The sequence below is a fragment of the Collinsella acetigenes genome, from assembly GCF_012844445.1.
Classification (GTDB): domain Bacteria; phylum Actinomycetota; class Coriobacteriia; order Coriobacteriales; family Coriobacteriaceae; genus Collinsella; species Collinsella acetigenes.
Genome location: NZ_JABBCP010000001.1, coordinates 64,788 through 89,643, shown reverse-complemented (window position 1 = coordinate 89,643; position 24,856 = coordinate 64,788). Strand labels below are relative to the sequence as shown.

25 protein-coding genes are annotated in these 24,856 nt (G+C 58.6%); 7 read left to right on the top strand and 18 right to left on the bottom strand.

From position 1 onward, the window contains the following. Positions 1-167 precede the first annotated feature (167 nt). The 13 genes from fusA to acpP all read right to left on the bottom strand — a co-directional run bounded on the left by fusA (position 168) and on the right by acpP (position 11,994). Positions 168-2,234, bottom strand: a complete 2,067-nt coding sequence (fusA, locus tag HF320_RS00400; protein WP_169276594.1) for an elongation factor G — start codon at positions 2,232-2,234, stop codon at positions 168-170. 208 nt (positions 2,235-2,442) lie between these two features. After that, positions 2,443-2,880, bottom strand: coding sequence for a MarR family transcriptional regulator (locus tag HF320_RS00395; RefSeq protein WP_169276593.1), 438 nt, complete (start codon positions 2,878-2,880; stop codon positions 2,443-2,445). 22 nt (positions 2,881-2,902) lie between these two features. Further along, positions 2,903-3,349, bottom strand: a complete 447-nt coding sequence (gene fabZ, locus HF320_RS00390) for a 3-hydroxyacyl-ACP dehydratase FabZ (protein ID WP_169276592.1) — start codon at positions 3,347-3,349, stop codon at positions 2,903-2,905. 3 nt (positions 3,350-3,352) lie between these two features. Next, positions 3,353-4,594, bottom strand: coding sequence for a beta-ketoacyl-ACP synthase II (fabF, locus tag HF320_RS00385; protein ID WP_169276591.1), 1,242 nt, complete (start codon positions 4,592-4,594; stop codon positions 3,353-3,355). Positions 4,595-4,604: 10 nt separating this feature from the next. After that, the gene (fabG, locus tag HF320_RS00380; protein ID WP_248276536.1) at positions 4,605-5,360 is read right to left on the bottom strand and encodes a 3-oxoacyl-[acyl-carrier-protein] reductase; all 756 of its coding nucleotides are present in this window, start codon (positions 5,358-5,360) and stop codon (positions 4,605-4,607) included. Then, the gene (locus HF320_RS00375) at positions 5,360-6,289 is read right to left on the bottom strand and encodes an ACP S-malonyltransferase (protein ID WP_349290672.1); all 930 of its coding nucleotides are present in this window, start codon (positions 6,287-6,289) and stop codon (positions 5,360-5,362) included. Before HF320_RS00375 ends, fabG begins: the two co-directional genes overlap by 1 nt. Then, entirely contained in the window at positions 6,286-7,212 is a 927-nt protein-coding gene (locus tag HF320_RS00370; RefSeq protein ID WP_169276590.1) for a nitronate monooxygenase, read from the bottom strand. The genes HF320_RS00375 and HF320_RS00370 overlap by 4 nt, the downstream gene beginning before the upstream one ends. A 39-nt stretch (positions 7,213-7,251) precedes the next feature. Next, a complete protein-coding gene (locus HF320_RS00365; protein ID WP_169276589.1) occupies positions 7,252-8,208 on the bottom strand; it encodes a beta-ketoacyl-ACP synthase III in 957 nt (318 codons plus the stop codon). Next, positions 8,208-9,038 carry an acetyl-CoA carboxylase carboxyltransferase subunit alpha gene (locus HF320_RS00360; RefSeq protein ID WP_349290671.1) on the bottom strand — a complete coding sequence of 277 codons (831 nt, stop codon included), beginning with the start codon at positions 9,036-9,038 and terminating at the stop codon, positions 8,208-8,210. Before HF320_RS00360 ends, HF320_RS00365 begins: the two co-directional genes overlap by 1 nt. After that, positions 9,022-9,897 (bottom strand): acetyl-CoA carboxylase, carboxyltransferase subunit beta, encoded by an 876-nt coding sequence (gene accD / locus HF320_RS00355; protein ID WP_169276587.1) that lies wholly within the window; start codon positions 9,895-9,897, stop codon positions 9,022-9,024. Before accD ends, HF320_RS00360 begins: the two co-directional genes overlap by 17 nt. Beyond that, positions 9,894-11,276 carry an acetyl-CoA carboxylase biotin carboxylase subunit gene (gene accC, locus HF320_RS00350; protein ID WP_169276586.1) on the bottom strand — a complete coding sequence of 461 codons (1,383 nt, stop codon included), beginning with the start codon at positions 11,274-11,276 and terminating at the stop codon, positions 9,894-9,896. Before accC ends, accD begins: the two co-directional genes overlap by 4 nt. 12 nt (positions 11,277-11,288) lie before the next feature. Continuing rightward, on the bottom strand, positions 11,289-11,729 hold the full coding sequence (gene accB, locus HF320_RS00345; RefSeq protein ID WP_169276974.1) for an acetyl-CoA carboxylase biotin carboxyl carrier protein: 441 nt from the start codon (positions 11,727-11,729) through the stop codon (positions 11,289-11,291). Between the two features lie 34 nt (positions 11,730-11,763). After that, a complete protein-coding gene (gene acpP / locus HF320_RS00340; RefSeq protein ID WP_211158896.1) occupies positions 11,764-11,994 on the bottom strand; it encodes an acyl carrier protein in 231 nt (76 codons plus the stop codon). Between the two features lie 267 nt (positions 11,995-12,261). Here acpP and rlmD point away from each other — a divergent pair, with 267 nt between their 5' ends. The 6 genes from rlmD to HF320_RS00310 all read left to right on the top strand — a co-directional run bounded on the left by rlmD (position 12,262) and on the right by HF320_RS00310 (position 19,595). Further along, a complete protein-coding gene (gene rlmD / locus HF320_RS00335; RefSeq protein WP_169276585.1) occupies positions 12,262-13,833 on the top strand; it encodes a 23S rRNA (uracil(1939)-C(5))-methyltransferase RlmD in 1,572 nt (523 codons plus the stop codon). 1,052 nt (positions 13,834-14,885) lie between these two features. After that, on the top strand, positions 14,886-15,107 hold the full coding sequence (locus HF320_RS00330; protein WP_169276584.1) for a helix-turn-helix transcriptional regulator: 222 nt from the start codon (positions 14,886-14,888) through the stop codon (positions 15,105-15,107). Between the two features lie 12 nt (positions 15,108-15,119). Beyond that, positions 15,120-16,985 carry a DNA primase family protein gene (locus tag HF320_RS00325; protein ID WP_169276583.1) on the top strand — a complete coding sequence of 622 codons (1,866 nt, stop codon included), beginning with the start codon at positions 15,120-15,122 and terminating at the stop codon, positions 16,983-16,985. A gap of 3 nt (positions 16,986-16,988) precedes the next feature. Next, positions 16,989-17,309, top strand: coding sequence for a hypothetical protein (locus HF320_RS08990; protein ID WP_211158895.1), 321 nt, complete (start codon positions 16,989-16,991; stop codon positions 17,307-17,309). Positions 17,310-17,610: 301 nt separating this feature from the next. Beyond that, entirely contained in the window at positions 17,611-18,069 is a 459-nt protein-coding gene (mobC, locus tag HF320_RS00315) for a plasmid mobilization relaxosome protein MobC (protein WP_169276582.1), read from the top strand. A gap of 44 nt (positions 18,070-18,113) precedes the next feature. Beyond that, positions 18,114-19,595 carry a relaxase/mobilization nuclease domain-containing protein gene (locus HF320_RS00310; RefSeq protein WP_211158894.1) on the top strand — a complete coding sequence of 494 codons (1,482 nt, stop codon included), beginning with the start codon at positions 18,114-18,116 and terminating at the stop codon, positions 19,593-19,595. Positions 19,596-19,634: 39 nt separating this feature from the next. On the opposite strand, the gene HF320_RS00305 is transcribed toward HF320_RS00310, so the two are convergent. The 5 genes from HF320_RS00305 to HF320_RS00285 form a co-directional block, all read right to left on the bottom strand. Further along, on the bottom strand, positions 19,635-19,913 hold the full coding sequence (locus HF320_RS00305; RefSeq protein WP_169276580.1) for a hypothetical protein: 279 nt from the start codon (positions 19,911-19,913) through the stop codon (positions 19,635-19,637). Then, on the bottom strand, positions 19,906-20,256 hold the full coding sequence (locus tag HF320_RS00300) for a cAMP-binding protein (protein ID WP_169276579.1): 351 nt from the start codon (positions 20,254-20,256) through the stop codon (positions 19,906-19,908). The genes HF320_RS00305 and HF320_RS00300 overlap by 8 nt, the downstream gene beginning before the upstream one ends. A gap of 1,026 nt (positions 20,257-21,282) precedes the next feature. Beyond that, positions 21,283-22,425, bottom strand: coding sequence for a hypothetical protein (locus HF320_RS00295; RefSeq protein ID WP_169276578.1), 1,143 nt, complete (start codon positions 22,423-22,425; stop codon positions 21,283-21,285). A gap of 63 nt (positions 22,426-22,488) precedes the next feature. Then, positions 22,489-23,277 (bottom strand): hypothetical protein, encoded by a 789-nt coding sequence (locus tag HF320_RS00290; protein ID WP_169276577.1) that lies wholly within the window; start codon positions 23,275-23,277, stop codon positions 22,489-22,491. Between the two features lie 69 nt (positions 23,278-23,346). Further along, complete coding sequence (locus tag HF320_RS00285) at positions 23,347-24,186, bottom strand: hypothetical protein (RefSeq protein WP_169276576.1); 840 nt, start codon at positions 24,184-24,186, stop codon at positions 23,347-23,349. Positions 24,187-24,386: 200 nt separating this feature from the next. On the opposite strand from HF320_RS00285, the gene HF320_RS00280 reads away from it, so the two are divergent. Then, entirely contained in the window at positions 24,387-24,725 is a 339-nt protein-coding gene (locus HF320_RS00280) for a helix-turn-helix domain-containing protein (protein ID WP_169276575.1), read from the top strand. Positions 24,726-24,856 lie beyond the last annotated feature (131 nt).

Below are 24,856 nucleotides of genomic sequence, written 5' to 3'. Positions count from 1 at the left end.
GCATATAATTAACGACCCCTCTCTCTATTTAATAATCCCCACGCCACGAACATCTTCGGCTCGAACATCTTCTAGAACCGACAGCTAAAAGAGAAAAAACGACCCCGTTGCAATAACGGGGTCGTTCCAAAGCGGGCAAATCGTTTTGATTGTCAGCAAGGCATTTGCTATCTACCCTGAGCGCGAGACTCCTCGTAGAACTCAACCAGATGCTTCTGGACATCGTAAGGCACCTGTTCATAGCCCGCAGGCTCCATGGTAAAATCGCCGGTTCCACGCGTAAGAGAGCGCAGACGCGTAGCGTAGTCGACAAGCTCCGCATACGGGACGGTTGCCGTAACTACGGTCTCTCCGCGATCGTTTGTATCCATGCCGGTCACGCGGCCGCGCGAACCGGACACATCGCCCATCACGGCGCCGGCGTAGCTCTCCGGAATCGTGACGGTAATGTTCTCCATCGGCTCGAGCACCACCGGGTCGGCATCCTCGCAAGCCTTCTTAAGAGCAATGCGAGCGGCGGTACGGAACGCCATCTCGTTGGAATCGACGGGATGATACGAGCCGTCGTAGCAGGCAACACGTATACCGGTCAGCGGATAACCAGCAATCACGCCATCCTTCATGGTCTCCTGAACGCCCTTATCGACCGCAGGAATCAGCGCGCGCGGAATGTGGCCGCCTACGACCTCGTCGACAAACTCGTAATCGGTACCATCAAGCAAGGGCTCCACGCGCAGATAGCAATCGCCAAACTGGCCGGCTCCGCCGGTCTGCTTCTTATGACGACCTTGAGCGCTTGCGACACGGCGAATGGTCTCGCGATACGGGATGCGAATGGGCACCGTACGGGCCTCAACCTTGGTGCGCTCCTCCAAACGGTTGAGAAGCACGGATACCTGGGCCTCGCCCACGGCGGAAATGATAGTTTGGCCCGTCTCCTCGTCACGCTCGATGCGCATGGTGGGATCCGCCTCACAGGCACGGTCGATAAAGGTGAAGAGTTTCTCCTCGTCGCCGCGGTTCTCGGCCTCGATGGCGATACGGTACTGAGAGTTGGGGAACTTGAACGCCGCGGCTTCGATCTTGCCGGACACCGAAAGCGTGTCGCCCGTCTCTGCCGCGAGCTTGGGAACCACCACGATATCGCCGGCATAGGCATGGCCCACCTCGGTCATCTCGCGGCCGCACATCACATAGAGGTGTGCCATGCGCTCGCCCTTGCGCGTGCGTGCGTTGACAAGCTCCATGCCCGGCTCGATGGTGCCCGTGAGCACCTTGATAAACGAGATGCGACCCTGGGAGGGATCATTCAAGGTCTTGAAGACAAAGACAACGGGACGGTCGTCCTCAGAGGAAATCTTAAGGGAGTCGCCATCGATAAGCGGCATCTCGCCGTAATCGGTAGGCGCGGGGAAGTACGTGGCGATGTCGTCCATCAGGGAATTGACGCCCTGTTCCTTGATGCAGCTGCCCACAAAAACAGGAACGAAAAGACGCTTTGCGATGGCGCGCGAAAGCAGGCCCTCGACCTCTTCCTGCGTAAGGGTCTCGCCCTCGAGATACTTTTCCATCAGGTCGTCGTCGGCCTCGGCAACGAGCTCGCACAACGTCTCGTGCGCGGCCTCGGCCTGAGCACGATACTCCTCGGGAATCTCGCACTCCGTCTGCTCGGTTCCGTTGCAATGGCGTGCCTTCATGCGCACCAGGTCGATCACGCCGCCAAAGTCGTCGCCCTGGCCCCAGGGAAGGGTTACGGCACCCAAGCGCGTACCAAAGCGCTCGCGCAACAGACCCAAGCAGGTCTCGAAATCGGCATTTTCCTTATCGATTCGATTGACGAAAACGGCACGTGCCAAGCGCAGGTCCTCGGCGGCATACCACAACTTAACGGTTGTGGGCTGCGGACCCGCTGCAGCATCGACAACAAACAGTGCGGATTCGCACACGCTCATCGCGGCGTAGGCATCGCCAATAAAATCGGGATAGCAAGGCGCATCCAATACGTTGATGCGCGAACCCTTCCAGTCAATAGGAGCGATAGACGTGGAGATGGAAAACTCGCGTTTAACCTCTTCGGCATCGTAATCAAGCGTTGGCTTGGTGCCGTCGTGGCCGCCCAGACGGGCTGTTTTCCCAGATAGGTGGAGCATGGCCTCCGCGAGTGAGGTCTTGCCCACCCCGCCTTGGCCTACGAGAACCACATTCCTCACATTACCGGTTTTAGGCGCACCCATGGTAACCTCCCTGAGCCAAAACCCGGCGAGGCATCCCGGCGGGATGCGCGCCGAGGTTAATTAACCGTTGGCTCAAGCCTACCCGTGCCCATACATAATCATGCGCCCATTTCGGCATACGCGGGTTTTTCTCCCCTAGAGGGAAAAGCGGCGAGCAGAACAACAAACGCGCGCGCCGCTCAACGGGATACTCAATGAAACCAAACTGCTACAGCGGAACCTCGGACATAAGCTCCTCGCTCATCACGCTCAGAATCTCTTCGATCTTTGTCACGTCCTCTGCAGAAAAACGCTTCTTGATGCGTTCCATGACGATATGCACGTAGTCGGCACTCACATTGTAGTAGTCCAGGTACTTTTGGGTGGGAACCAAGTGGTACTCACGTGCGTCGGTCTTCGAGCGCTCCTTGATCAGGTATCCCTTGCGCACGAGGCTCGCCGTCTTATACGCCGCATTTGACGAAGAGATGCCCATGAACTCGGCGAACTGTCGCACGGTGGGGTTTCCCAGCGCATAGATCGCCTCCATCGCAAAGCTCTCCACCGTGGTGAGGCTCGCCTCGCGGTTTTGGAAGCGCGCAAAGGTCTCCCGATAAAAATGCAGTTTGAATTTGGTATACACCCGAATGAACTTTTTCTCGAGCACGCCAAAACCCCCGAACGTCACCCTACCTGTCGCTCGTTTCATTAGAACCGAACGCCAACGTGAGTTCAACCGTTGCGGCAAGCTGGCCGTCAACCGAAGCACGTCCCTCGACAAACGCAAAGTTGCCGCGGGTGCGCACGATGCGGCTCTCCATCTCCATCACATCGCCAGGACGTACTTGGCGCTTGAAGCGTGCGTTTTTCACCGCGCCCAAAAACCCGATCTTGCCACGGTGCTCTGGCTCGGCGAGCATCGCCACAGCGGCAACCTGAGCCAGAGCCTCAATAATCATCACGCCCGGCAGCACGTGGTACGTGGGAAAATGCCCTTGGAATACCGGCTCCTGCACGCTCACGCACTTGATGCCGCGCGCCCACGAGCCTTCCTCGCCATCGGTAATGCGATCGACGAGCGCAAACGGATAACGATGGGGCAAAATCTGCGAGATCTGATTGGAATCGAGCTGCATAGTCTAACCCTCCCAGGCTTTCATGAGAATACAGGCGTTATGGCCGCCAAAGCCAAGCGAATTGGACATGGCATAGGAAAGCGATGCCGAGCGTCCCTCGCCCGTTACGTAGTCGAGGTCACAGGCGGAATCGGGCTCTTCGCAGCCGATAGTCGCCGGAAGATAGGAATCGCGCAGGGCGAGCGCCGTAAAAATGGCCTCGACGGCGCCTGCGGCGCCCAGCATGTGACCTGTCATCGACTTTGTCGAGCTCACCGCAAGCTCTTGCGCGTGCTCGCCGAACACAGTTTTAATAGCCTGCGTCTCACGCTCGTCGTTGAGCTTGGTCGAGGTGCCGTGGGCATTGATGTAGCCAACCCGAGAGGGGTCGACCCCGGCATCCTCGAGTGTAAGCTGCATAGCGCGCGCAGCGCCCTCGCCATTTTCTGAGGGGGCCGTGATGTGGAACGCATCGCAGGTAACGCCATAGCCCACGAGCTCGGCATAGATATGCGCACCGCGCGCCTGCGCGTGCTCCAGCTCCTCGAGCAAACACACGCCTGCGCCCTCGCCCATCACAAAACCGCTGCGGCGCGCATCGAAGGGGATGGATGCGCATGACGGATCGTCCCCTGTATGAAGCGCACGCATGGTTGTAAAGCCACCAATAGAAAGAGGCGTTATCGCCGCCTCGGTTCCGCCCGCAAGCATGACATCGGCATAGCCATCGCGAATCTGACGAAAGGCATCGCCTACGGCGTTCGTACCGCTTGCGCAAGCGGTAACCGGACACGTGCACATGCCTTTGAAGCCAAAGGCAATGGCAACCTGACCCGCCGCCATGTTGGAAATTCCCGAGGGGATGTAGTAGGGGGAGCAGCGATCATATCCACGGGCGCTGCAGCGCATTTGCTGCGACTCCGTCTCGGCAACGCCGCCGATACCGCTTCCGATAATGACCCCCGCGCGATCGGCCTTATCGGCATCGAGCGCCAGCCCGGAATCGTCCATCGCCTCGCGAGCCGCCGCCAGGGCAAACTGCGTGAAGCGTGCCAGATGTTTGGACTCGCGCGCCCCAAGGGTAGCTGCCGGGTCCCACTCCTTGACCTCGGCAGCCAGCGAAACCTTCATGTCCGAAGCATCGAACAGAGAGATGGGGGCGATGCCGCACTCGCCGGCGCGGACGGCCTCCCAGCTCTTTGAAACGCTGTGCCCCAGTGGGGTAACAGCGCCCATCCCCGTTATGACAACCCTGCGTTTTGCCATGATGACCCCCCTACATCGCCATGCCGCCGTCGACGGCAAGAACTTGTCCCGTTACGTATGAAGCGGCGTCGCTCGCCAAAAAGGCCACAACGCGAGCGACCTCAGATGCCTTGCCCAATCGGCCGGCCGGAATCGAAGCAAGCGTTGCTGTACGAGCGGCCTCGGGCATCGCGTCGGTCATATCCGTCGCAATGAAACCGGGGGCCACGGCGTTCACACGAATGCCCAAAGCGGCAACCTCGCGAGCAATGGACTTGGTCATGCCGATGAGACCCGCTTTGCTTGCCGCGTAGTTGGCCTGGCCCGCGTTACCGCGCAGCCCCACCACCGAAGCCATGTTGACGATCGCGCCCGAGCGAGCGCGCATCATGGGGCGTAGCGCCGCCTTGGTGTAGAGGAAGGCTCCCTTAAGGTTCGTATCCACCACGGCATCGAAATCCTCGGGCTTCATACGCGCAGCAAGCTTGTCGCATGTGATGCCGGCGTTGTTGACAAGGATATCCACGCTGCCAAAAGCGGTACGTGCCTCATCGATCACGCGCGCCGCGTCTTCTGCGCTGCGCACGTCGGCACATATTGCACACGCCACCCCGCCCTGTTCCTCAATCATCTCGAGCGTCTTTTGAGCAGCCTCGGCGTTTCCGGCATAGGTGAACACAACCCGTGCTCCCAGGCGCGCAAGCTCCAAACAAACAGCGCGACCGATGCCGCGTGAACCGCCCGTCACGACGGCGCGCATGTCCGCCAAAGAAAGGCCCTCCATCATTACAGCTCCTCCTTAAGCGATTCCACGTCCTCGCGTGTTTCTATCGATACGCAGTGAATAGCTTTGGTGCAACGGCGAACCAAACCAGCGAGAACCTTGCCGGGACCGACCTCGATTACACGGTCCACGCCCAATTCCACCAGGCGCGTGATGGTGTCTTCCATGCGCACGGCAGACTGAACCTGTCGCTCAAGGATCGCAGGGATGCTATCGCCCGCACCCATCTCGTGGCCCAAGCAGTTAAACAGCACCGGGACGCGCATCTCGCCAAAGGGCTCTTCTTTAAAGCGCTCATGCAGGGCGTCGCCCGCAGAGTGCAGCAACGAGGTATGGAACGGCCCGCTCACATGCAGCGGAATGCACCTACGGGCGCCGGCGTCACGCGCAGCAGCCGCGGCAAGCTCCACCGCAGGGGCGTCTCCGGCGATAACGGTCTGCCCAGGACAGTTGTAGTTGGAAACCTCAACCGTTCCCTGGCCCGCAGCCGCGGCAAGCTCAACCGCCGATTCAACGGCTTCGCGAGCCAAACCCAAAATCGAGACCATCGCACAGGCGCGGCCCTCGGCCGCGTGCGCCATGGCACTCCCACGAAACGCCGCAAGCCGTATCGCTTGCTGCGATTCAAACACGCCGGCAGCAGCCAGAGCGGAATATTCGCCCAGACTCAAGCCCGCAACGTAATCGGGTTTGATTCCCATCTCATCGAGAATCGCCGTCATGCCCGCCGCAAATGCGACCATGCACGGCTGGGTATAGCGCGTCTGAGATAGCTGCTCGTCCGGACCTTCAAACATAAGGGAGGGCAGATTGAAATCAAGATTCACGCCGTCGATGACCTCGCGGAAAACGTGGTAGGCCTCGTAGAGGTCGCGTCCCATACCAGCGTGCTGAGACCCCTGACCCGCAAAGAGGAAAGCCGTCTTGCTCACAAGCGCACCCCCTCGATAGCTTGCTTGGCGCCTACCATGAGGTCCTCGAAAATCGTGCGCACCGGGCGAATCTCCTTCACCATGGCGGCAACTTGGCCGGACATGAAGCTGCCCCCGTCAAGATCGCCATCGACAACCGCGCGACGCAGAGAGCCAAGCGTCAATGCCTCCAGCTCATCTCGCGAGGGATTGCCCTGTTCGAGCTTGAGATACTCGCGCGCCATCTTATTTTTGAGCACGCGCACAGGCGCGCCCTTCGAGCGGCCGGTCACCACCGTATCGTTGGAGCCCGCCTTGATCACGGCCTGCTTATAGTTCTCGTGGATGGGGCACTCCTCGCTCGCCAGCAAGCACGTTCCCACCTGCGCTCCCACAGCGCCCAGGGCAAACGCAGCCGCCAGTTGACGTCCGTCGGCAATGCCACCCGCAGCGATAACGGGCACGTCAACGGCATCGACCACCTGAGGAACAAGCGCCATGGTCGTAGTTTCGCCCACATGACCGCCACTCTCGGTTCCCTCGGCAATCACGCCGTCGATATCGTAGCGAGCAAGACGGCGAGCCAACACGGGCGCTGCCACCACGGGGAATACCTTGATTCCGGCAGCCTTCCACTGGTCCATATACTTGCCGGGATTACCTGCACCGGTGGTAAGAACGCTCACGTGTTCTTCGACAACGACCTGCGCCAGCTCATCGATGTGCGGATTCATGAGCATGAGATTCACGCCAAAGGGTTTATCGGTTGCGGCACGCGCCGCGCGGATCTGCTCGCGTAGCGCCGGAGCGTCCATACCGCCCGATGCCACAATGCCCAATGCGCCGGCATTAGAGCATGCTGCAGCAAACGCACCCGTAGCGATATTGGCCATACCTCCCTGTATAAGGGGAAACTCGGTTCCCAAGAGCTCGTTGAGCTTCATGTCTGTCCTTTCCCTACCGCGCGCGGGACCAAGTTCCCCCTACGCACGCTCCAACAACGCGCCGGCCCAGGTAAGGCCCGCGCCAAATCCAACGCACAGCGCCCTCTCGCCAGATGCGAGCGCACCCGTGCGACAAAGCTCATCAAGAAGAATCGCCACGCTTGCCGCCGAGGTGTTGCCGGTACGCGCGATATTGCCACCGCAGCGCCCAGGGTCTGCACCGAGCTTTTTTACCGCCAGGTCGACAATGCGCTGATTTGCCTGGTGAAAGACGAAGCGATCGACTTGTGCGATGTCCAACCCCGCACGTTCAAGCACTTTCTGCGTGCAGGCAGGCAAAATCTCGGTCGCAAAGCGAAACACAGCACGTCCATCCATTCGCAGGCGCGGAATCACCGCAGTGCCATCTACCTCGTTCGGAGCGCAAAGCGACATGTCGTCTCCGCGCGACCCCCATGCGGCATATAGCGGCGAGGCATCGGCCTGCGCTCCGAGGACCGCCGCACCCGCGCCATCGCCAAACAACACGCAGGTCGACCGATCCGTAAAATCAATCACACGGCTCACTGCATCAGCGCCGACGACCAAGGCATATGGCCGGGGGCTATCGAGCAAAAGCTGCTCGGCGACATGCAGGGCATAGACAAAGCCCGCACAGGCCGCATTTAAATCCAAGCACAGCGTGTCTTCTGCAAGCCCCAGGTCGCGCTGCAGCAAGCATGCGGTCGAAGGCGTTGCATTTGACGAGGTGAATGTGGCGACAAGGCAAATGCCCACATCCTGGGCGGTAATGCCCGCATCATCCAGGGCACACTGGGAAGCGCGAAGCGCAAGCTGCCCATGATTCTCCTCAGGGGTGCAATAATGGCGCTCTCCGATACCTGTCCTTGTTCGGATCCACTCGTCAGAAGTGTCCACGATCTTTGCCAGGTCATCGTTGGTCACCGTGCGCGACGGCAGGGCTGAGCCCGTGCCAACAAGCTTGACGCCACTCATTATCTGCACCTCCTTTGCGCACGCGTTCCCATCGCCCTGAACTTTGCATAGCGCTCACGTGCAAGAGCCGCGCCCGTCATGCCCGCCAGCTCATCAAGAGCGCGAGCTAGGTACGCATCAACCGTTTGGAATACCGTCTGCGGATCCTCATGGGCTCCGCCAGCCGGCTCGGGGATAACCGCATCGATAACCTGCAAATCAAGCAGGTCCTGTGCCGTGAGCTTCATGACCTCGCAAGCCTCTTCCGAACGAGATGCGTCCTTCCACAGAATCGAGGCGAAACCTTCTGGCGAAAGCACCGAATACACCGAGTTCTCGAGCATAAGCACTCGATTGCCCACGGCGAGCGCCAACGCCCCGCCCGATCCTCCCTCGCCGCAAATCACACAGACCACCGGAACTTTCAAGGCGCTCATGAGTTCGATGCTCCGGGCGATCGCCTCGCCCTGGCCATGCTCTTCCGCTTCCAATCCCGGGTACGCGCCCGGCGTGTCGACGAACGTGATAATGGGACGAGCGAACTTCTCGGCTGCGCGCATCGCGCGCTGCGCCTTTCGATATCCCTCCGGCGATGGCATGCCAAAGTTGAACGCCATGCGTTGCTCGATCGTCGAGCCCTTGCGATGTCCCACTACCGTTACCGGACGCCCGTGAAACGTAGCGATAGCGCACATGATGGCGGGATCGTCGGAAAACGCACGGTCGCCACGCTGCTCGAACACGTTTTCAAAAAGCGCATCCACATACTCTTCCACGCCCGGGCGCTGCGATACACGTGCAAGCGCCACACGCTCCGCAGCGGTAAGGTCCGCGTTATTTTTGAAAGCCACGCGCAACACCTCCAAAACCGTGCAGCATAAGCAGGCGCGAAAGTTGCGCGCGCATTCTGCCGCGCGGCACCACCGCATCGATGAATCCATGGTTGAGCTGGAATTCCGCTCGCTGAAAACCCTTAGGCAGCGACTCGCCGATGGTCTGCTCGATAACGCGCGGACCCGCAAAACCAATAAGCGCGCCCGGCTCGGCAAGCATGATGTCACCGAGCGATGCGAAACTCGCCGTCACACCGCCTGTGGTGGGATGCGTCATCACCGAGATAAACAGCCCGCCGGCGGCCGAGAACCGCTCGATTGCGGCAGACGTCTTTGCCATTTGCATCAGCGAAATAATGCCCTCCTGCATGCGCGCACCGCCGCTGGCGGAGAACACGATGAGCGGACACCTCTTCTTCGCCGCGCGTTCGACAAGACGCGTGAGCTTTTCGCCCACAACGGCGCCCATGCTTCCCATCAAAAACGAGGTGTCCAGCACAGCAACGGCAACACGCACGCCGTCGATAGCGCCCCAGCCACACACCAATGCATCGGCCAAGCCTGTCTTTTTTCGCAGGGCACGAACCTTTGCGGCATAGTCTGGAAACTCCAGAGGGTCGCTCGTAGACATCTTCGCCTCAAGCTCCCTAAAGCTGCCGGCATCAAGCACCGATGTCAGACGCTCCCGGGCGCCGATATGCAGATGATGTCCGCAATGGGGGCAGACATACAGGTTATGAACCAGCTCATCCCGCGTTAGCTCATGCTCGCATGCAGGACACGTTTGTTGCGGCAGTGTCGCCGACCCCTCACCCGCGCGACGAAGGTCGCGCAGCTGGAGCAAACGCGCGCGGCGCTTCCCAAAAGGAGCTATCATGCGTTCACCTTCTTTTGCTCACCATTCCAATCGAGAATCTCTTGAAGATGCTCATCCATGAACGACGTGGTGTAGGTGCCATGAATGAACTGGGGGTGATACATCACCTGATGCAAAAGGTCGATATTGGTTGCCGGGCCTTCGACGATAAGCTCTTCAAGCGCGCGACGACAGCGGCGCAGCGCCTCTAGGCGCGTGGGCGCCCACACATCGAGCTTGGCAATGAGCGAGTCATACTGCGCAGGAACGGTATATCCCTGGTAAATGCCTGTGTCGACGCGAACACCCATGCCGCCCGGCACATGCAGAAAATCGATGCGAGCGGGCGACGGCGCAAAGTTGCACATAGGATCCTCGGCGTTCACGCGGCACTCGATGGCATGTCCTTTGATATGAACGTCCTCCTGGGTAAAGCCGAGCGGAAGACCCGCAGCCACGCGAATCTGCTCACGCACAAGGTCGACGTCGCTCACCATCTCGGTAATGGGATGCTCTACTTGGATGCGCGTATTCATCTCGATGAAATAGAATTCGCCCGTATGATCGAGCACAAACTCCACCGTTCCAGCGTTTTGATAGCCGGCGGCACGTGCGGCGGCAACCGCAGCCGCACCCATACGCTCACGTAGCTCATCCGAGAGCACGTGCGACGGTGTCTCCTCGATCATCTTCTGACCGCGACGCTGGATCGAACAATCGCGATCCCCCAAATGAACGATAGTCCCCTGGGAGTCTGCAAGTATCTGAAACTCGATATGGTGCGGATTGACGATGAGCTTTTCGAGATACATCTCGTCATCGTTAAAGCATGCGCGGGATTCGGCACGAGCCTCCTCAAACAACTCCTCAAAGCGATCGGGGTCATATACGCGACGCATGCCGCGTCCGCCGCCCCCCGCAGCCGCCTTGATGAGCACCGGATAGCCAATCTCCTTCGCAACAAGAGCGCCCTCATGTGCGTTGGCAACGGAGCCATCCGATCCGGGAACCACCGGCACTCCCGCGCGCTTCATCATCTCGCGCGCCGCAGCCTTGTTTCCCATGGTCGCAATCACATGTGCAGCGGGTCCCACGTAGGCGATTCCCTCGTCCGCGCACTCCTGAGCAAACGCTGCGTTCTCGGATAAAAAGCCATAACCCGGATGAATCGCATCGCAGCCCGCAGCCTTCGCGACCGTCAAAATCGCATCACCGTTGAGATAGCTCTGCTGGGCAGGCGCGGGACCGATGCAGTAGGCGTGCGCGGCAAGTTGCACGTGCAACGCATCTCGATCGGCTTCGGAATACACCATCACCGGATCGATATCGAGCTCGCGGCAGGCACGCGCCACGCGCAGGGCGATCTCGCCGCGGTTGGCAATTAACAATCGTTTGAACATAGGACGCCTAGCCTAGCTCTCTCGATAGCGAATCAAAGGCTGATCGAACGAGACAAGCTCGCCATCCGCAACGAGCAGCTCTTCGATAATGCAATCGCAAGGCGCCGACACCTCGCTCATCATCTTCATGGCTTCGAGCATGCACACCGTATCCCCGGCGCGCACAGTATCGCCAGGGTTCACATATGGCTGCGCATCTGGCGAAGAGGCAACGTAGAAGGTCCCAACCATCGGGGCCTTGATAAAAAGACCCTCTTCGGGCTCTTGGGCAGAAGCAGCTTCCACGCCGCAAACCGCTGACTCGGCCACGGGGGCGGCCGCCGCCACGGGCGCACCGGATACCGCAATCGTCTTTTCAAGCTCAAGCGAGGTATCGCCGCTCTCGAACTTCATGCGAGCGATGTCGCTTTTTTCAAAGCGGTCCATCAGGTCATAGACGTCTTGGTTCTTCATTCCCACGCGCATCATCTCCCTGTGAGTGCCAGTGTTACTGGACCTTAGTCTCCAGGTAGGAAACAAGGTCGTTCACGGTCTTGAACTGGTCGAGTTCCGCGTCGTCGATCTCGATGTCGAGCTTCTCCTCAAGCGCCATGATGAGCTCCATGGCGGCAAGGGAATCGGCACCAAGGTCCTCATTAAGACGAGCCTCGGGGGTAACGGCAGTGGTCTCGCAACCCACGGTCTCTACGATCACGTCGCGCACATCATCAAACAGCATGGTTTTGTCCCTTCGGCGCCATACGGCGCGTTGGCGTTGGTAAGTAGTTCAAGTATTTTAGTTAAGTAATTTGAGTTGTTAATAGGTCAACATTCATTCATATCAACGACACAACTCCAATATGTGTCTCTTATCTTGCTTTGAGCACCTAGGGTTCGAGCAATTTCAGCAAATATAGGTTTACGAGTAAGACCTGGGCATGAGACGTATTTATCCCAGCTACACCCTTACAATAGGCGTGTCCGCAACGCCTAACGAAAGACCCGCATGAACCGACGCCTGCCGCACACCGATACGCACGACCACGCGACTTCCAAAATTTCTTGTGAGGGCCCCTGCCCCGTCATGCGAGCCTGTGGAGGCTGTGAATGGCTCAATCTCCCCTACCGCAAGCAGCTCACCCGCAAGCAGCACGCTATGGAGGAGCTCTTTGGTCCCCTTATCGCCGAACTCGATCTAGATTGTTCGGTCGAACCCGTGCGCGGCATGGGAGCCAATGCAGGGGACACCGGAAAGATTGCTTCGCCACGCGGTTTTCGCCACAAGGCGGCATCTCCCTTTGCGCCCACTGGTAAAAATCATATTGCTTCGGGCTTCTTTGCCCGCGGCACCCATCGCATCGTTGGCGTTCCCGATTGCTGCGTCGAAGCCCCCGGCGCTCGTGCCATCCTCAATAGCGTTGCACGCGCCGCAGAAGCTTGCCATATTCCCGCTTATGAGGAAGACCAGTGCCGCGGCCTTTTGCGCTATGCCATCGTCCGTATGGGATATCACACCGACGAGGTGATGCTCACCATCGTCACCCGTGAGCGCCGTATGCCGCATTATCGGCAGTTCATCACTGCGCTCCAAAATATCGACGAGCGCATCACCATCGTGGCTCAAAACATCAATCCCAAAATGACCAATGCCATCTTGGGTGGAGAATCGCACATCCTCGCCGGCCGTGCCCGCATGCGCGACCGTCTGCTCTCCTGTACATTCGAGATTTCGCCCACCGCGTTTTATCAAACGAATCCGGAACAAACGGAAGTGCTGTACCAGCTTGCCATCGACGGCATGGACCTCAAGCCCGGCGACGTCTTGCTCGACGCCTATTGCGGAAGCGGCACTATCGGCATGTGCGCTGCCGCAGAAGCCAAAGCAGCCGGTGTCGACATCACGCTCCTTGGCATCGAGCGCAACCATTTTGGCGTGCGTGACGCCGTGCGCAATGCAGAGGTCAACGACCTATGCGACCGCTCTCGCTTTATTGAGGCCGATGCCACGGAATACCTGCAGCACGCGGCACGTCGCGGCGAGCATGTCGATGTCCTGGCGCTCGATCCGCCACGCGCAGGCTCTACTCCCGCCTTTATCGAGGCCGCTTGCGCCATGGCGCCGCGCCGTATCGTCTACATCAGCTGCAACCCTTATACGCAGGAGCGCGACCTGCGGCTTTTCGCCCAGGGCGGTTACCGCATGATTCGCATGACGCCAGTCGATATGTTCCCCCACACCAGCCACGTAGAGACGGTAGCAGTCTTAACCCGAGAAAAATCGGTCAAGAGCTATGCCTATGTGAACATCTCTCCGTCCGAGCTTGGTATGGGCGGCAAGGTAAAGAAGCCGACGTATAAGCAGATTCAAGAATACGTTCTGAAGAATCATGGCTTGAAGGTCTCGTCGCTGTACATCGCAAACCTCAAGGACGAGCTTGGCTTGGATAAGCAGTTCTCCTACGAAGAGGCGGAAATGTCAGCCGAGAAGAGACCGAAGTGCCCACCTGAAAAGCGCGAGGCGATTCTGGATGCGTTCCGTCATTTCGGACTTATAGGAGAAGACGAGACGGAGAAGTAGAACACTGTATTTTGCGTTCTAAGATGTTATAAGCCCGTTGGGGTACTCCGTGTACCCCAACGGGCTTTTTTCGTACCTTAAAACGCCTCTGAAGCGGTCTGAGGGATGTTCGAGCGCCCATGTGCATCTCGCATCCGCTCGATGCAAGGGTGGCCGCCCTGCGGGCGGCAGTTGGATGCGGGTGAACGTACAGAAGGGATGCGGCATGGGCCTCGTTCATTAAAGCCTATTAACGTATAGAAGGTTTGTTCCAGTTTTGAAATTCGATTTAATGCTCATTTATGAGGGTTTTTTCCTGAAAACTGCCCATTTGTTCCAGTTGTTCCAATTCGCAAAATCGGAGTTGGAACAAGTTTTTCCCGTATTTACCAGGCATTTCTAGTGAATGTTCCATTTGTTCCAATTATTTTCAAACCTAAAGCGCGAGAGAAAAGAATATAGGAAGGGGTCTATATATGTATTCATATATATAAGACTTGTTGAAAACTGGAACAATTGGAACAAATGAGCAAAGACGCAGGTAAACACGTAAAAATCCTGTTCCAATTCGAAAAACGGAGTTGGAACAAGATTCAGCGAATCGCGCAAAACCGCAGGTAAACGCGGAAAAATCTTGTTCCAACTTTTGTGGAACAAACTGGAACAAACTGGAACAGACCCCGCAATCCTTGGCGTACGTCCTCTTCCCCCGCCGATGCGTTCGGGGCGCGGGCAGAAGATTTTTGAGCCTATTTCTGCCCATAAATGAGCGGAAATAGGCTCTGACCTGCGGCGACGGGAAAATTGATATTGCTTTAATTGCCCTAATGGCGTATAATGAAATACATATAGATAAATGGCTCAGCACCCGTCCCGTCTTTGATGCGGGGTTGCTATCGGGAATAGGAGCCGAGCGCTCGGTCGAATAGGCCGTGCGTCACGGGCGAAACAACGAACACGAAGCTCCCGTGGAAACCGAGATAGACAAGGCTTTGCGCCTCTGTCCTTCTTCGGTTTCCACGGGAGTTTTTTTTGTTTCGCGAAAAGGACTTTGAACATGGAGGTGGCTGGTTATGGCTAAAGGAAAGAAGCAGGTAAAAGAGGTAAATCCCCTGTACAAGACGACGCGCGAGGTGGCGGCGTTCCTCGGTTTGAGCGCGGGGACGCTCTGTGTCTGGCGCTCTCAGGGCAAGGGTCCGAGCTACTACAAGGTCGGAAACGCGGTTCGCTACAAGATTGACGACGTCGAGGCGTGGAAGAACGCGAACGTGAAGCGCGTCGAGCTGACGAATTAAGGAGGTGAGAACATGGAGGCAAAAGAAAACCGCCCCGATGCCTGCACAGCTTCCGGGACGGCCGAATCTATATATAAATATTATAGCACAGATGCGCCTGATATTCAAGAGGAACAGGGCTGGCTGTGCCTGCCCGAAGATTGTGCAGCGGACATCGTGTCGTTCTGCTCCGAGCAGACTATCGCGTACGACAATCTTCTCGCGTACGCCGCCCTGTCCTACCTTCAGGACATCGACCCCGAGAAACCGCCTTCGCGCGATACGCTCAAGTTCGAGCTTCTGACGCTGACGAACCGCTGCATCGACGCGTACAACTTAGGTAAACGCGACCCGAACGCGGCACCCGGAGCGAAGCATAAGGATGCCTATCCTGACGAGAAGCAGGGCGCTGAGCGTTACAAGCGCCTGTCGGGTCTCCATTTCTTGCAGATTGCCATTGTCCTGCGCGAGCTGCATCACGCTATCGGGATACCCTGCAACAGGGCTGACGATGACGGCAATTTCGATATAGGCGTCTATCAGGAGAGCGGTCCGAACAAGGGGTGCTATGACACGACCGAAGAGGTCCTGACGCGCCTGATTCGCAGCTACAACATGGCAATCACCACGAAGGGCGTCACCGAGACGGTCGCCACCCTTCGCGACATCTGCGAGAAGAAGAGGGCGTGCACGGACAAAGACCTCGTTGCCGTGAACAATGGCATCTATGACTACGGCAACAAGATTCTGATGAGTTTTGACCCCGAGCTGGTCTTTCTGGCGAAATCCCATATTGATTTTGTCGACCATGCGCCGAATCCCGTCATCCACAACGGCGATGACGGCACGGACTGGGACGTCGTCTCTTGGATGAACGAGCTTTCCGACGACCCGGAAATCGTCAAGCTCCTATGGCAAATCATCGGAGCGACCATCCGCCCGAACGTGAGCTGGAACAAGAGCGCATGGTTCTATTCGACGCTGGGCAACAACGGCAAGGGCACGCTGTGCGTCCTGCTGCGCAACCTATGCGGCTCGGGGGCTTGGGCATCCATTCCCCTGAAGAACTTCTCCGAGCCGTTCATGTTGGAGCCTCTGACCCGCGTGTCCGCCGTCATCACCGACGAGAACGACACGGGGACGTTCGTGGACGACGCGGCGGCGCTCAAGAGCGTCATCACGGGCGACCCCTTCCAGCTGAATCGCAAGTTCAAGGCTCCCCGCAACGTGCTGTTTCGCGGGTTCATGATTCAGTGCGTCAACGAGCTGCCGAAGCTCCGCGATAAGTCCGAATCCATGTACCGCCGCCTGCTGGTGATTCCGTTCGACAAGCGATTCCAGGGGTGCGAGCGAAAGTACATCAAGGACGACTACCTGAACCGTCAGGACGTTCTTGAGTACGTGCTCTACCGCGTGCTCGCTGAGACCGACTATTACGAGTTGGATGAGCCGGATGCCTGCTCGGCGCTTCTGGATGATTTCCGCGTGGCGAACGACCCCCTGCGCCAGTTCGCCGACGAGATTTTCCCCGCGGCGTCTTGGCATCTGCTCCCCTGCAAGTTCCTGTACGACCTGTACCGCCATTGGTTCCAGCGCAATCAGCCCTCCGGTCGCATGCTCGGCCGAAACGCTTTCTATGAATCAATCGAGGGCCTTGCCGAGGAACAGGGTTGGCAGTTGCAGGAACGCATCCGTGTGGACGGGCGTATGGATTTCTCCGAGCCGCTGATTCTCGAATATGACGTGACGGAATGGATGAACAAATCCTATCGCGGGTCCGATAACGACCGCCGATGCATGCCGGAACTCAAGGACAGCTACCGCGGATACGTGCGTATCTCGACCGCCTTCTTCGACGGCGGTTATGACATAGACGATTCAACGAACAAGGAGGAATAGATTATGGCAACGAAGAGGTTTGATGACGCGGCCGAGAAGGCACGTGCGTTAGAGGCTCAGGCGAAGAAGCTGCGCCGCGAGGCGCAGGCCGCGAGGACGAAGGCTTACGCCGACGCGCTCGTGGCGGTTTTCCCTGAAGTGAAGGACATGGGTTCGGCGGAAGAGGTCCTTGACTTCGTCAAGGGACTGAAGCCGAGCACCGGACACGGAACGCCGGATGCGCGCGCCGCTGGCGCTGCGGATTCCGTTCATGTTCCGACCGTAGAAGCTGGAGAGTCGTCGGAAGCGCACGGCGGTTTTTCCGGTGCGGCCTACCGAGGGTAGCCGTGCCGGGTTCCACCGAGGGATTCGGGTTCCATGTCGGACAGGGGAAGTCGTTCCCGTGTCCGACACGGACGGGCGAGGCTCGGTGGACAAAAGGCGGGGGTTCGAAGGGGACGGCGCAGCCGCCCCCTCGCAAGCTGACGGAGTAGGGCAAATTGCGAGAATCGCAATTTGTACGTACGAAGTCAATGCTTGCTCTTTTCCCCTTTGCGCAAAGACGTTGTGAGATTAGCCGAAAACGGCATTTCGGATTGTCCGCCGCAGGCGGGCGTTTCGGATAGCAGCAAAGGAGGTGTTCCGCATGGCGGAAACGTATGAAAAAAGAAGCGGGAAGGCGACGCGCCAGAAGTACGTGAAAGACCGCCGTGACAAGGTGGTTCAGGTGCGTATGAACGACGCGGAGCTTTCCCTACTGGACGAGCGGCGCGGGACGCGCTCGCGTTCCAATTTCCTTCGCGGCGAGCTGTACGCGAGTCGGTACGCGCCGCCCAGCCGCGAGGCGGTTCTGGACGTCCCGGCCCTGGACCGTGTCCGTGTCGAGCTGAACCGCATCGGCGTCAACATGAATCAGATTGCCCGCGCGCGCAACCGGCGCTTGAGCGGCATGGGAATGCTCGACGCGGCGCGTGAGGAAATGAGGACGGCCGACGAGGCGGAAGCGTTCCGCGACCTCCGCGATTCGGTGGACAGGCTCCGGGCGCAATTCGAGGGACTGCGTGCGGACTTGCAGGCGTACGTGGAGACGGGAGGTGATGTCTGATGTCGACGACGCATGTACAGTCGCTTCCGAACGTGCGCGGGCGCATGTCGTACACCGAGTTCGGCGAGGGAAAGCGCAGACGCGCTCATCTGGAAAACGGCACGGACCGCATCGCCGCGCAGATGGGTGACGCCGCCTCAAGAGGGGACTTCATTGTCTACTGCGAGGGGCAGAAGCATCGCCACCCGAACGCGGTCAACGAGGGCTACGAGCTGCGCATCTCATGGGCGACCGACGAGCTTGACCCGAGCAGGGCCGACGACATCCAGCGCGGCATGGAGTACGCGTACACGCTGTGCCACGAGCTTGCCCCCGACTCCATGTGCTGGGTCACCATGCACGTGGACGGCGAGGGAGGCTGCGTGCACGCGCACGCGACCATTGCGAACCACGACGCCCGTACCGGTCAGGTCATCAACAAGGGTGACACGAGCCTCTACGCTCCGCGTGTGAAGGCGGTCAATGATGAGCAGAGCCGTGAGAATGGTTTCTCGGTGCTCGGGGCGGACAAGGAGATGTCCCTCTGGGAGCAGAAGCGCGAGACGTTCCAGCCGGATTCCTTCGACAGAAGGCTCGGCGACAAGGTGGCGGATGCCCGCGACAGCTCCGGCACGCTGGACGAGTTCAGGCGCAATCTTGAGTTGAACGGCGTGACGCTGAAGGAGACCACGAAGACCGACGGGAAGACCGGCGAGGTCACGACAGGATGGTCCTACAAGGCTGTGGATGAGTGGGGACCGAAGCGCCGCACCCGCAAGCGCCGTGCCTCCAACCTTGCCGACGACCTGACCCGCGAGGGCATCGAGGCGTACTTCGAGGCGAAGCAGCGCGGGCTTGAGGTGCAAGAGCAGGACGCCCCGGCACCGGAGGTCCTTCCCGACGTGCCCGAGGCAGCCGAACCGGCAGAACAGCCCTCTAAGGATTTTGCTCCCGACGTGTACGACCTCGACCGGGCGTACGTGTCGGAGATGGCGTCCGACCTTCAGAAGGCGCACATCCACCGCTCACGCGAGGAGGACAAGCCCTTCATGGACGAGCGATACGAGGCGCTCGTGGAGGCGCGCAACCACCCGGACGAGCAGCTGGCGAAGCTGCGCGAGGACGTGGACGCCGCAAGGCGCGAGTTCCATGCCTCCAAGGAGGCGCTCGACACCCTGCAAAGCCCGTGCCCGGGGCTTCTGGCCGGCATGCACGTGTTCGCCAAGGCGGGGTGCAACGCCCGTGACCCCGTGTCCCGCATGATGGCCGACATGACCGCCATGATGCTGCACATGATGATTCAGCAGGTGCTCGCGGAGGAGCGCCGCAGGCAGCGCGAGGAGGCGGAGAGGCGCGTCTACGAGTCCCGCAAGAGCATGTGGGATGCCGAGAAGCGCCTCAAGGCGGCGGAGAAGGCGCTGTCCAACGAGGACGAGCGCGAGTCCAAGGCGCATGCCGAGACCATGCGGGCGCGCTATGCCAGGGCGCGAAGTGTCAGCCCAAGCACGCCGAGGTCGGCGGACAAGGGCAAGCAGTTCGGCGAGTAACCGAAAAGATAAGGGAGCAGCGTCAAGCTGCTCCCTTTTTCAATGGATTTCAGGTGCCGGCACGTAGTCCCAGCTGGTCCCGAAGTGCGTGATTCCCCACACGTACAGGTCAAGCTCCTCGTCGTGGAACACCGGCTCGTCGGTGTGCTCCATGATAAACGACGGGTCCTGCACGATGTACCACTGGAAAATCTCGTTCCACGGTGCCCAGTCCCCGCTCACGGGTTCGAGCGGGCGGCTGGCCATCTCGTTCGCGAGCACCATCCCGCCGCACGTCTCGGCGAGGTCGGCGTAGGTCTTGATGCCGTAGTCACTCATCGCCCTCCTCCGCTTCCCGCTCCTCGATTCGCTTGAGGTATTCCGCCACGCAGTAGCGCATGGTGCGCAGGGCCTCGCAGTCGATGCTCTCCGCGAGGATGTCCCCGTCGAGCACGACCTCGCCCAGAGCGTTCACGAACCGCCAATCCATCACGTTGTCGATGCGCTTGAGCACGTCCTTCAGGGTGCCGCTGTCGCGCATGGGGGCGTTGCCGTCCACCTTCGCCATGCGCTCAAGCTCCTTGGCCTTCGCCGAGCAGATGCGGGCGGTGCGCCTGAGCACCTGCGCCCTCCACATGGCCTCCTCCTGGGGGCTGTTGGGTTCAAGACGCTCCTTGTCCATCGTGTACCTCCTTATCTTCGTTTCAGAGGCACCCGACGCCGCAGGCGTCTTTCACGCATGCCCACCCAAAGCCCAGCGAAAGACCTCCGAAAGACCTCCGCAGGGGCTCTGTTCGGGCAGGGGCGTGAAATGGGCTCAGCACGGCCCACCGAAAGACCTCGAAAAGCCCTTCAAAGGTCGGTGCGCTGTTGCTGGTCCTACTTCGCGGTATCCCGGAGCATCTGGGCAAAAAACAAGGGGAGCACCCGTTATGCGGATGCTCCCCTTGCTCGGGAAACGGACATCTGCACGCGACCGGAGGGAGCGTGCGGGTCTGTGAGGGCTATGCCCGAACACAGCACGTGCCGTGGTTGTTTCGTCGTTCTTGCCGCATACCGCGTTGATGCGTCTGATAACGAGCTTGTCATGGGCCTCCGTGTCGACCATCTCGTTGAATCGGTATTCCGACAGCTCGCGTCGTAGTTGATTTAGGCCGTCAGGCTCCTCGATGACGTCTCGGTTGGGACGCTGTCCCGTTTTCCAGAAACCGCGCGTCGCGGCGACGAACGGGTGGGCCAGGTGCAGGTCGGATGTGAAGTAGCGCATATGTCAGGTTCTCCCCTTTCGTTATACGGTTTTGCGTTTTCGGCTCTCGCCGACGGGAGTCGGTTACATGGGGCAGAGGCTTTTATTTATGCCTAGAAGCGATTTGATTTGGTTGTTGGCACAAGGATGCCAACACGTTTATTTCGGGGTCTTAAATCTCCTCTCAGGTCGTTTGGGAACCGTCGGCTTGCGTTCGTTGAGTCGTGTTTATGATAGCAAGCCTCGTTTGTGATTCCCTTGATGGTCCGCGGCAGCGCCGCGGCGCGTTATTGCCCTTCGCGTAAAAAAAATGAAGGGGAGCATCCGTATAACGGATGCTCCCCTTGTTCGGGAAACGGACACCTGCACGCGACCGGAGAGAGCGCGCGGGTCTGTGAGGACTATGTCCGAACACAGTACGTGCCGTGATGGTCTCGTCGTTATTGATGGTCATGCCACCCGTTACTGACGAGCACCACACGAACTGCAATACACGTAGTCCACGTAAGATTCGGTCGTGTAGGAACCGTGGTCCTCCTTGTGGGAACCAGTCTGAACCTGCTGAGTCTCGTAGATAGTCTCGGTACGGTAGTTGTCAGGCACACCCTGCTTGATGAGCGCCACGCTGTGCCATTTGGCGTCATTGCTATCAGTAGTGGTGTAGCCGTCGTAAGCGAAGATGTACTTGGTGCCGACAGCGACCTGCTGAGTGCCGTAGTCGGGCACGTCGACCCAGTTGCTCACCCAGACGTTGCGGGTGGCCGTATGGTTCACCCAATTGTGCGTATGGGCGGGCTTGGAAGGCTGGCTGGAAGCAGAACCGGAGTTGCCGGCGTTGGCAGAGCCAGAGTTCGAAGAGCCGTTGCCGGAAGACTGGGAACCGGCGTTGCCGTTGTCGGCCTTATCGCCGTCGTTCTTGGCAGACGGGGTCGTCTGTGCGGGCTTGTCGTTGACATCGACGTCCTTGTCGGCGTCAGTGGCCTCCTGCTTGGTCTTGTCGCTCGCGTTCGGGTTCTTGGCGACGTTGCCGTCGAGCTTGTCGAGGATGCCCGTGCCGGCGTCGCCCTTCAGGGTCTCGTCACCCTTCTTGATGGCGTCCTTGGTCTTGTCGACGATGTCCGCGAGCATCTCGTCGGTGACCTTGTCGGCGGGAATCTGCGCCATAGGGCAGTTGACGGCAGGTGCGGTCTTCGCGTCGGCGTCGACGGTGATGTCGACGGGAGCGCCCGTGTCGTAGATGTCGAAGGCGGAGCCGTCGGAGTTGACGGGGCTGACGAAGCTCACGGTGTAGTCGCCCTCGGCGAGTTCGACCGTGGAAGTGCCCTTGTTGCCTTCGGCATCGGGGGTCACCGCGTGGTAGAAGTCCACGTCCTCGCCCTCGATATGGGCTATGGCGGGCGTGGAGTTCTCGTCCCAACCGTGGTCGGCCGTGACGTTGAGGGTCACATCGACAGTTCTTGACTCCTGCTGCTCTGGTTGTTGCTCGGACGTTGCGAACGCCCCACTTGCCACGGCTATCGCAACAACGATCGCAACAACAATCGCAGCGGCTATCGCTGCGACTTGGGGCTTATGCGAGCGCGCCCACTGGGATAATCCGTTCATTATCCATCCCCTTTTCTTTCATGGTGGTTTCGAGTTGCCTCGTTATGTCAACCGCGCCATTGCTTAGCGCTTTCCCATCGCGCGAGCCATCCAGTCGAGGTTGCCGCTCGCACTGGCGGTGTTCGCGTTAATCTGCTGAGCCTGATTGAGAATCTGCCCCTGCATGAACAGGTTGCCTATTTGCAGCATGTTGCCGATGCGCTGCTGGTTGAGAATCTGCTGCTGGCCCGCTTCCATGCGGCGCTGGTGCATCTCGGTCTCGTAGAGGTTGACCATCTCCTGCACGGTGGTGGCACGATGGTTGCGCACGGCAGCAAGGAAGAAATCCACGGCTTCGATGCTGTCGTAATCCATGGGGTACCACGGGGCGACCTGCGAAGCCCATTGCTGCTGTACGGCGAAAATCTCCTGCTTGGTTTGCTCGATGCTCTGGGCCAGGGCCTGGTTGTTGGCTTCAACTTGTTGGTTGCTTTGGTCAATCGCGGCATTTCTCTGGGAGCGGCTTTTGTCCGCCGTCTTCGCTATGACCTTGTATAGAATCGCACCGATGATAGCTGAGACGATGAGGTTCACGATATTCCAGACCGCCAATTGAAGCTCCGTGCCTCCCATCGAGAAGAACGGAAGGGCAGGGAGAAACGTTATTACCTTAAGTGGCGTGCTCGTGATAAGCGTGAACGCGATGAGGAACCCACCGATTGCGTAGAGGACGGGGTGCCTTTTGGTCTTCTTTTCCGTCTTGGCGGCAAACTGAGTGGTGAGCTGGTTGATGCGCTGCTGAAGGGCAACCACCCTATGCATCAAATCGTGCGCCGTGGCAACGCCTGGCAACAAACTTGCCTGTTCCTCCATGTTTGCTCCTTTCTATTTCACGGATATAGCCCGAGCTGCAATCGGGCTATATCCGTGCGTATCGATTGCCTAGTCCACCTCTATCCCTTCGGTATCGGGGGTGTCCCACGTGAAGCCCGCGTGCCCCACGTTCACGACGGTGGCGAGGCCGGAGTAACCGCCGAATGTCGTGTCGTAAACTATCGAGGTGGTAGAGTATGTTGGAGAAAAAAGCTTGATGTCCACTTGCTCGGTCTCGTAAAGCGCCTCGTCCGCGTATCTGTCGGGATGACTGCCGATATGTGAGCCTGAGTAGAAATGCGAGCTGTTCAGAGACTGGTGCTCGAAGCTGAGCGTTTCTGATGCGGCGCTATTTCCCGTGCCGTCCGTTTCAAGTTTAAGCGTAAACGGCACTGCCTTCGGCTCTTGGTACTCAGCCGCCTCATTGACCTTCTGCCCCTCTTCTTCGTTTTTGATATAGTCGGGCATACCGGCGGAGCTTTCTATGTCTTCATTCGTTTCGTCGATGGCTGACTGCTTTGTGGCGTCAAACCGCTCGCGGTCTTTTTCCTTTGCAAGGTCGATGATTTCATCGTCTGACAAACCGTCGAGGTCGCCGAATCTGACGGCTTCATAGGACGTTCCGCCATTCATCCAAATGCCGCGCGTGTCGTATACGGTAACATTCCCCTTACCGTCGAAGACAAGTATGCGCTCGACACTCGTGTCTTTGCTGATTTGGTCGTCGCCGTACTGCATCCAAACGCTTTTTTGTCCAAAAGCGGTTGATGCCGGTGTGGCTTCATTCGTTTCTGGTTCAGACCGTGCGGAATCTCCTGCGTTGTCATTTCCATTTGTGCTGCCGCAGCCCGAAATTGAGACGGCGAGCAGGCATGCCGCCGCAGCGGTGAAAAACGCCCTTCTTTTCATATTGATACCTCCATGTCGCAAATAGTCGTCTTCCCTCTCGACGCATCGGTCAGGATGCGCTCTACAGACGGGCACTATGATACGCGCGGGATGGGAAAACATGAAGTATATGAGCAGAATTTAGCCCATACAGTATATTCTACTATACACACAATCTCCATACAATTCAATAAAAGATGAATTGTATGGGCGGTGAACGGATGAGATACTACGAGATAGGACAGCGCATACGCCATTATCGCAAGGCATGTGGGCTGTCTCAGGAGGCTCTTGCGGAGGAGGTGGGTATCTCCGTAACGCACATGAGCCACATCGAGACCGGGAACACCAAGCTGAGCCTTCCGGTTCTCGTAAGCATTGCGGAGGCTCTTTCGGTGCAGACGGATGCTCTGCTTTACGACACCCCACGATTTTCCAAGACGGTTGCGTCGGAACACATACAGAATCTGCTTGATTCATGCACGACGGAACAGCTCTATGTGATTATTGATACGCTCGAAGCTCTCAAGGTTTCACTGGACAAGCACGTGGGTGATTGAATTGATTCACGGCCTCGACTTGTGAAAGCCCGGTACGAATAGGTGCCGGGCTTTTTTCGTGCGCCCATAGGTCGCTATTATTGCCTATATACACCACCAGGTTATTGATAAAATACACGTTTGGGCGCATA

Bases quoted from the DNA above. Each gene is read 5' to 3' on its own strand.
- HF320_RS08990 (WP_211158895.1), top strand. From the start codon at position 16,989: ATGGCAACGAAGAGGTTTGATGACGCGGCCGAGAAGGCACGTGCGTTA.
- HF320_RS00290 (WP_169276577.1), bottom strand. From the start codon at position 23,277: ATGGAGGAACAGGCAAGTTTGTTGCCAGGCGTTGCCACGGCGCACGAT.
- HF320_RS00325 (WP_169276583.1), top strand. From the start codon at position 15,120: ATGGAGGCAAAAGAAAACCGCCCCGATGCCTGCACAGCTTCCGGGACG.
- acpP (WP_211158896.1), bottom strand. From the start codon at position 11,994: ATGCTGTTTGATGATGTGCGCGACGTGATCGTAGAGACCGTGGGTTGC.
- HF320_RS00285 (WP_169276576.1), bottom strand. From the start codon at position 24,186: ATGAAAAGAAGGGCGTTTTTCACCGCTGCGGCGGCATGCCTGCTCGCC.
- HF320_RS00295 (WP_169276578.1), bottom strand. From the start codon at position 22,425: ATGAACGGATTATCCCAGTGGGCGCGCTCGCATAAGCCCCAAGTCGCA.
- fabF (WP_169276591.1), bottom strand. From the start codon at position 4,594: ATGGCAAAACGCAGGGTTGTCATAACGGGGATGGGCGCTGTTACCCCA.
- HF320_RS00310 (WP_211158894.1), top strand. From the start codon at position 18,114: ATGTCGTACACCGAGTTCGGCGAGGGAAAGCGCAGACGCGCTCATCTG.
- accB (WP_169276974.1), bottom strand. From the start codon at position 11,729: ATGAAGAACCAAGACGTCTATGACCTGATGGACCGCTTTGAAAAAAGC.
- mobC (WP_169276582.1), top strand. From the start codon at position 17,611: ATGGCGGAAACGTATGAAAAAAGAAGCGGGAAGGCGACGCGCCAGAAG.
- HF320_RS00305 (WP_169276580.1), bottom strand. From the start codon at position 19,913: ATGAGTGACTACGGCATCAAGACCTACGCCGACCTCGCCGAGACGTGC.
- HF320_RS00365 (WP_169276589.1), bottom strand. From the start codon at position 8,208: ATGAGTGGCGTCAAGCTTGTTGGCACGGGCTCAGCCCTGCCGTCGCGC.
- HF320_RS00370 (WP_169276590.1), bottom strand. From the start codon at position 7,212: ATGAAGCTCAACGAGCTCTTGGGAACCGAGTTTCCCCTTATACAGGGA.
- HF320_RS00300 (WP_169276579.1), bottom strand. From the start codon at position 20,256: ATGGACAAGGAGCGTCTTGAACCCAACAGCCCCCAGGAGGAGGCCATG.
- fabG (WP_248276536.1), bottom strand. From the start codon at position 5,360: ATGATGGAGGGCCTTTCTTTGGCGGACATGCGCGCCGTCGTGACGGGC.
- fusA (WP_169276594.1), bottom strand. From the start codon at position 2,234: ATGGGTGCGCCTAAAACCGGTAATGTGAGGAATGTGGTTCTCGTAGGC.
- HF320_RS00280 (WP_169276575.1), top strand. From the start codon at position 24,387: ATGAGATACTACGAGATAGGACAGCGCATACGCCATTATCGCAAGGCA.
- accD (WP_169276587.1), bottom strand. From the start codon at position 9,897: ATGATAGCTCCTTTTGGGAAGCGCCGCGCGCGTTTGCTCCAGCTGCGC.
- rlmD (WP_169276585.1), top strand. From the start codon at position 12,262: ATGAACCGACGCCTGCCGCACACCGATACGCACGACCACGCGACTTCC.
- accC (WP_169276586.1), bottom strand. From the start codon at position 11,276: ATGTTCAAACGATTGTTAATTGCCAACCGCGGCGAGATCGCCCTGCGC.
- HF320_RS00330 (WP_169276584.1), top strand. From the start codon at position 14,886: ATGGCTAAAGGAAAGAAGCAGGTAAAAGAGGTAAATCCCCTGTACAAG.
- fabZ (WP_169276592.1), bottom strand. From the start codon at position 3,349: ATGCAGCTCGATTCCAATCAGATCTCGCAGATTTTGCCCCATCGTTAT.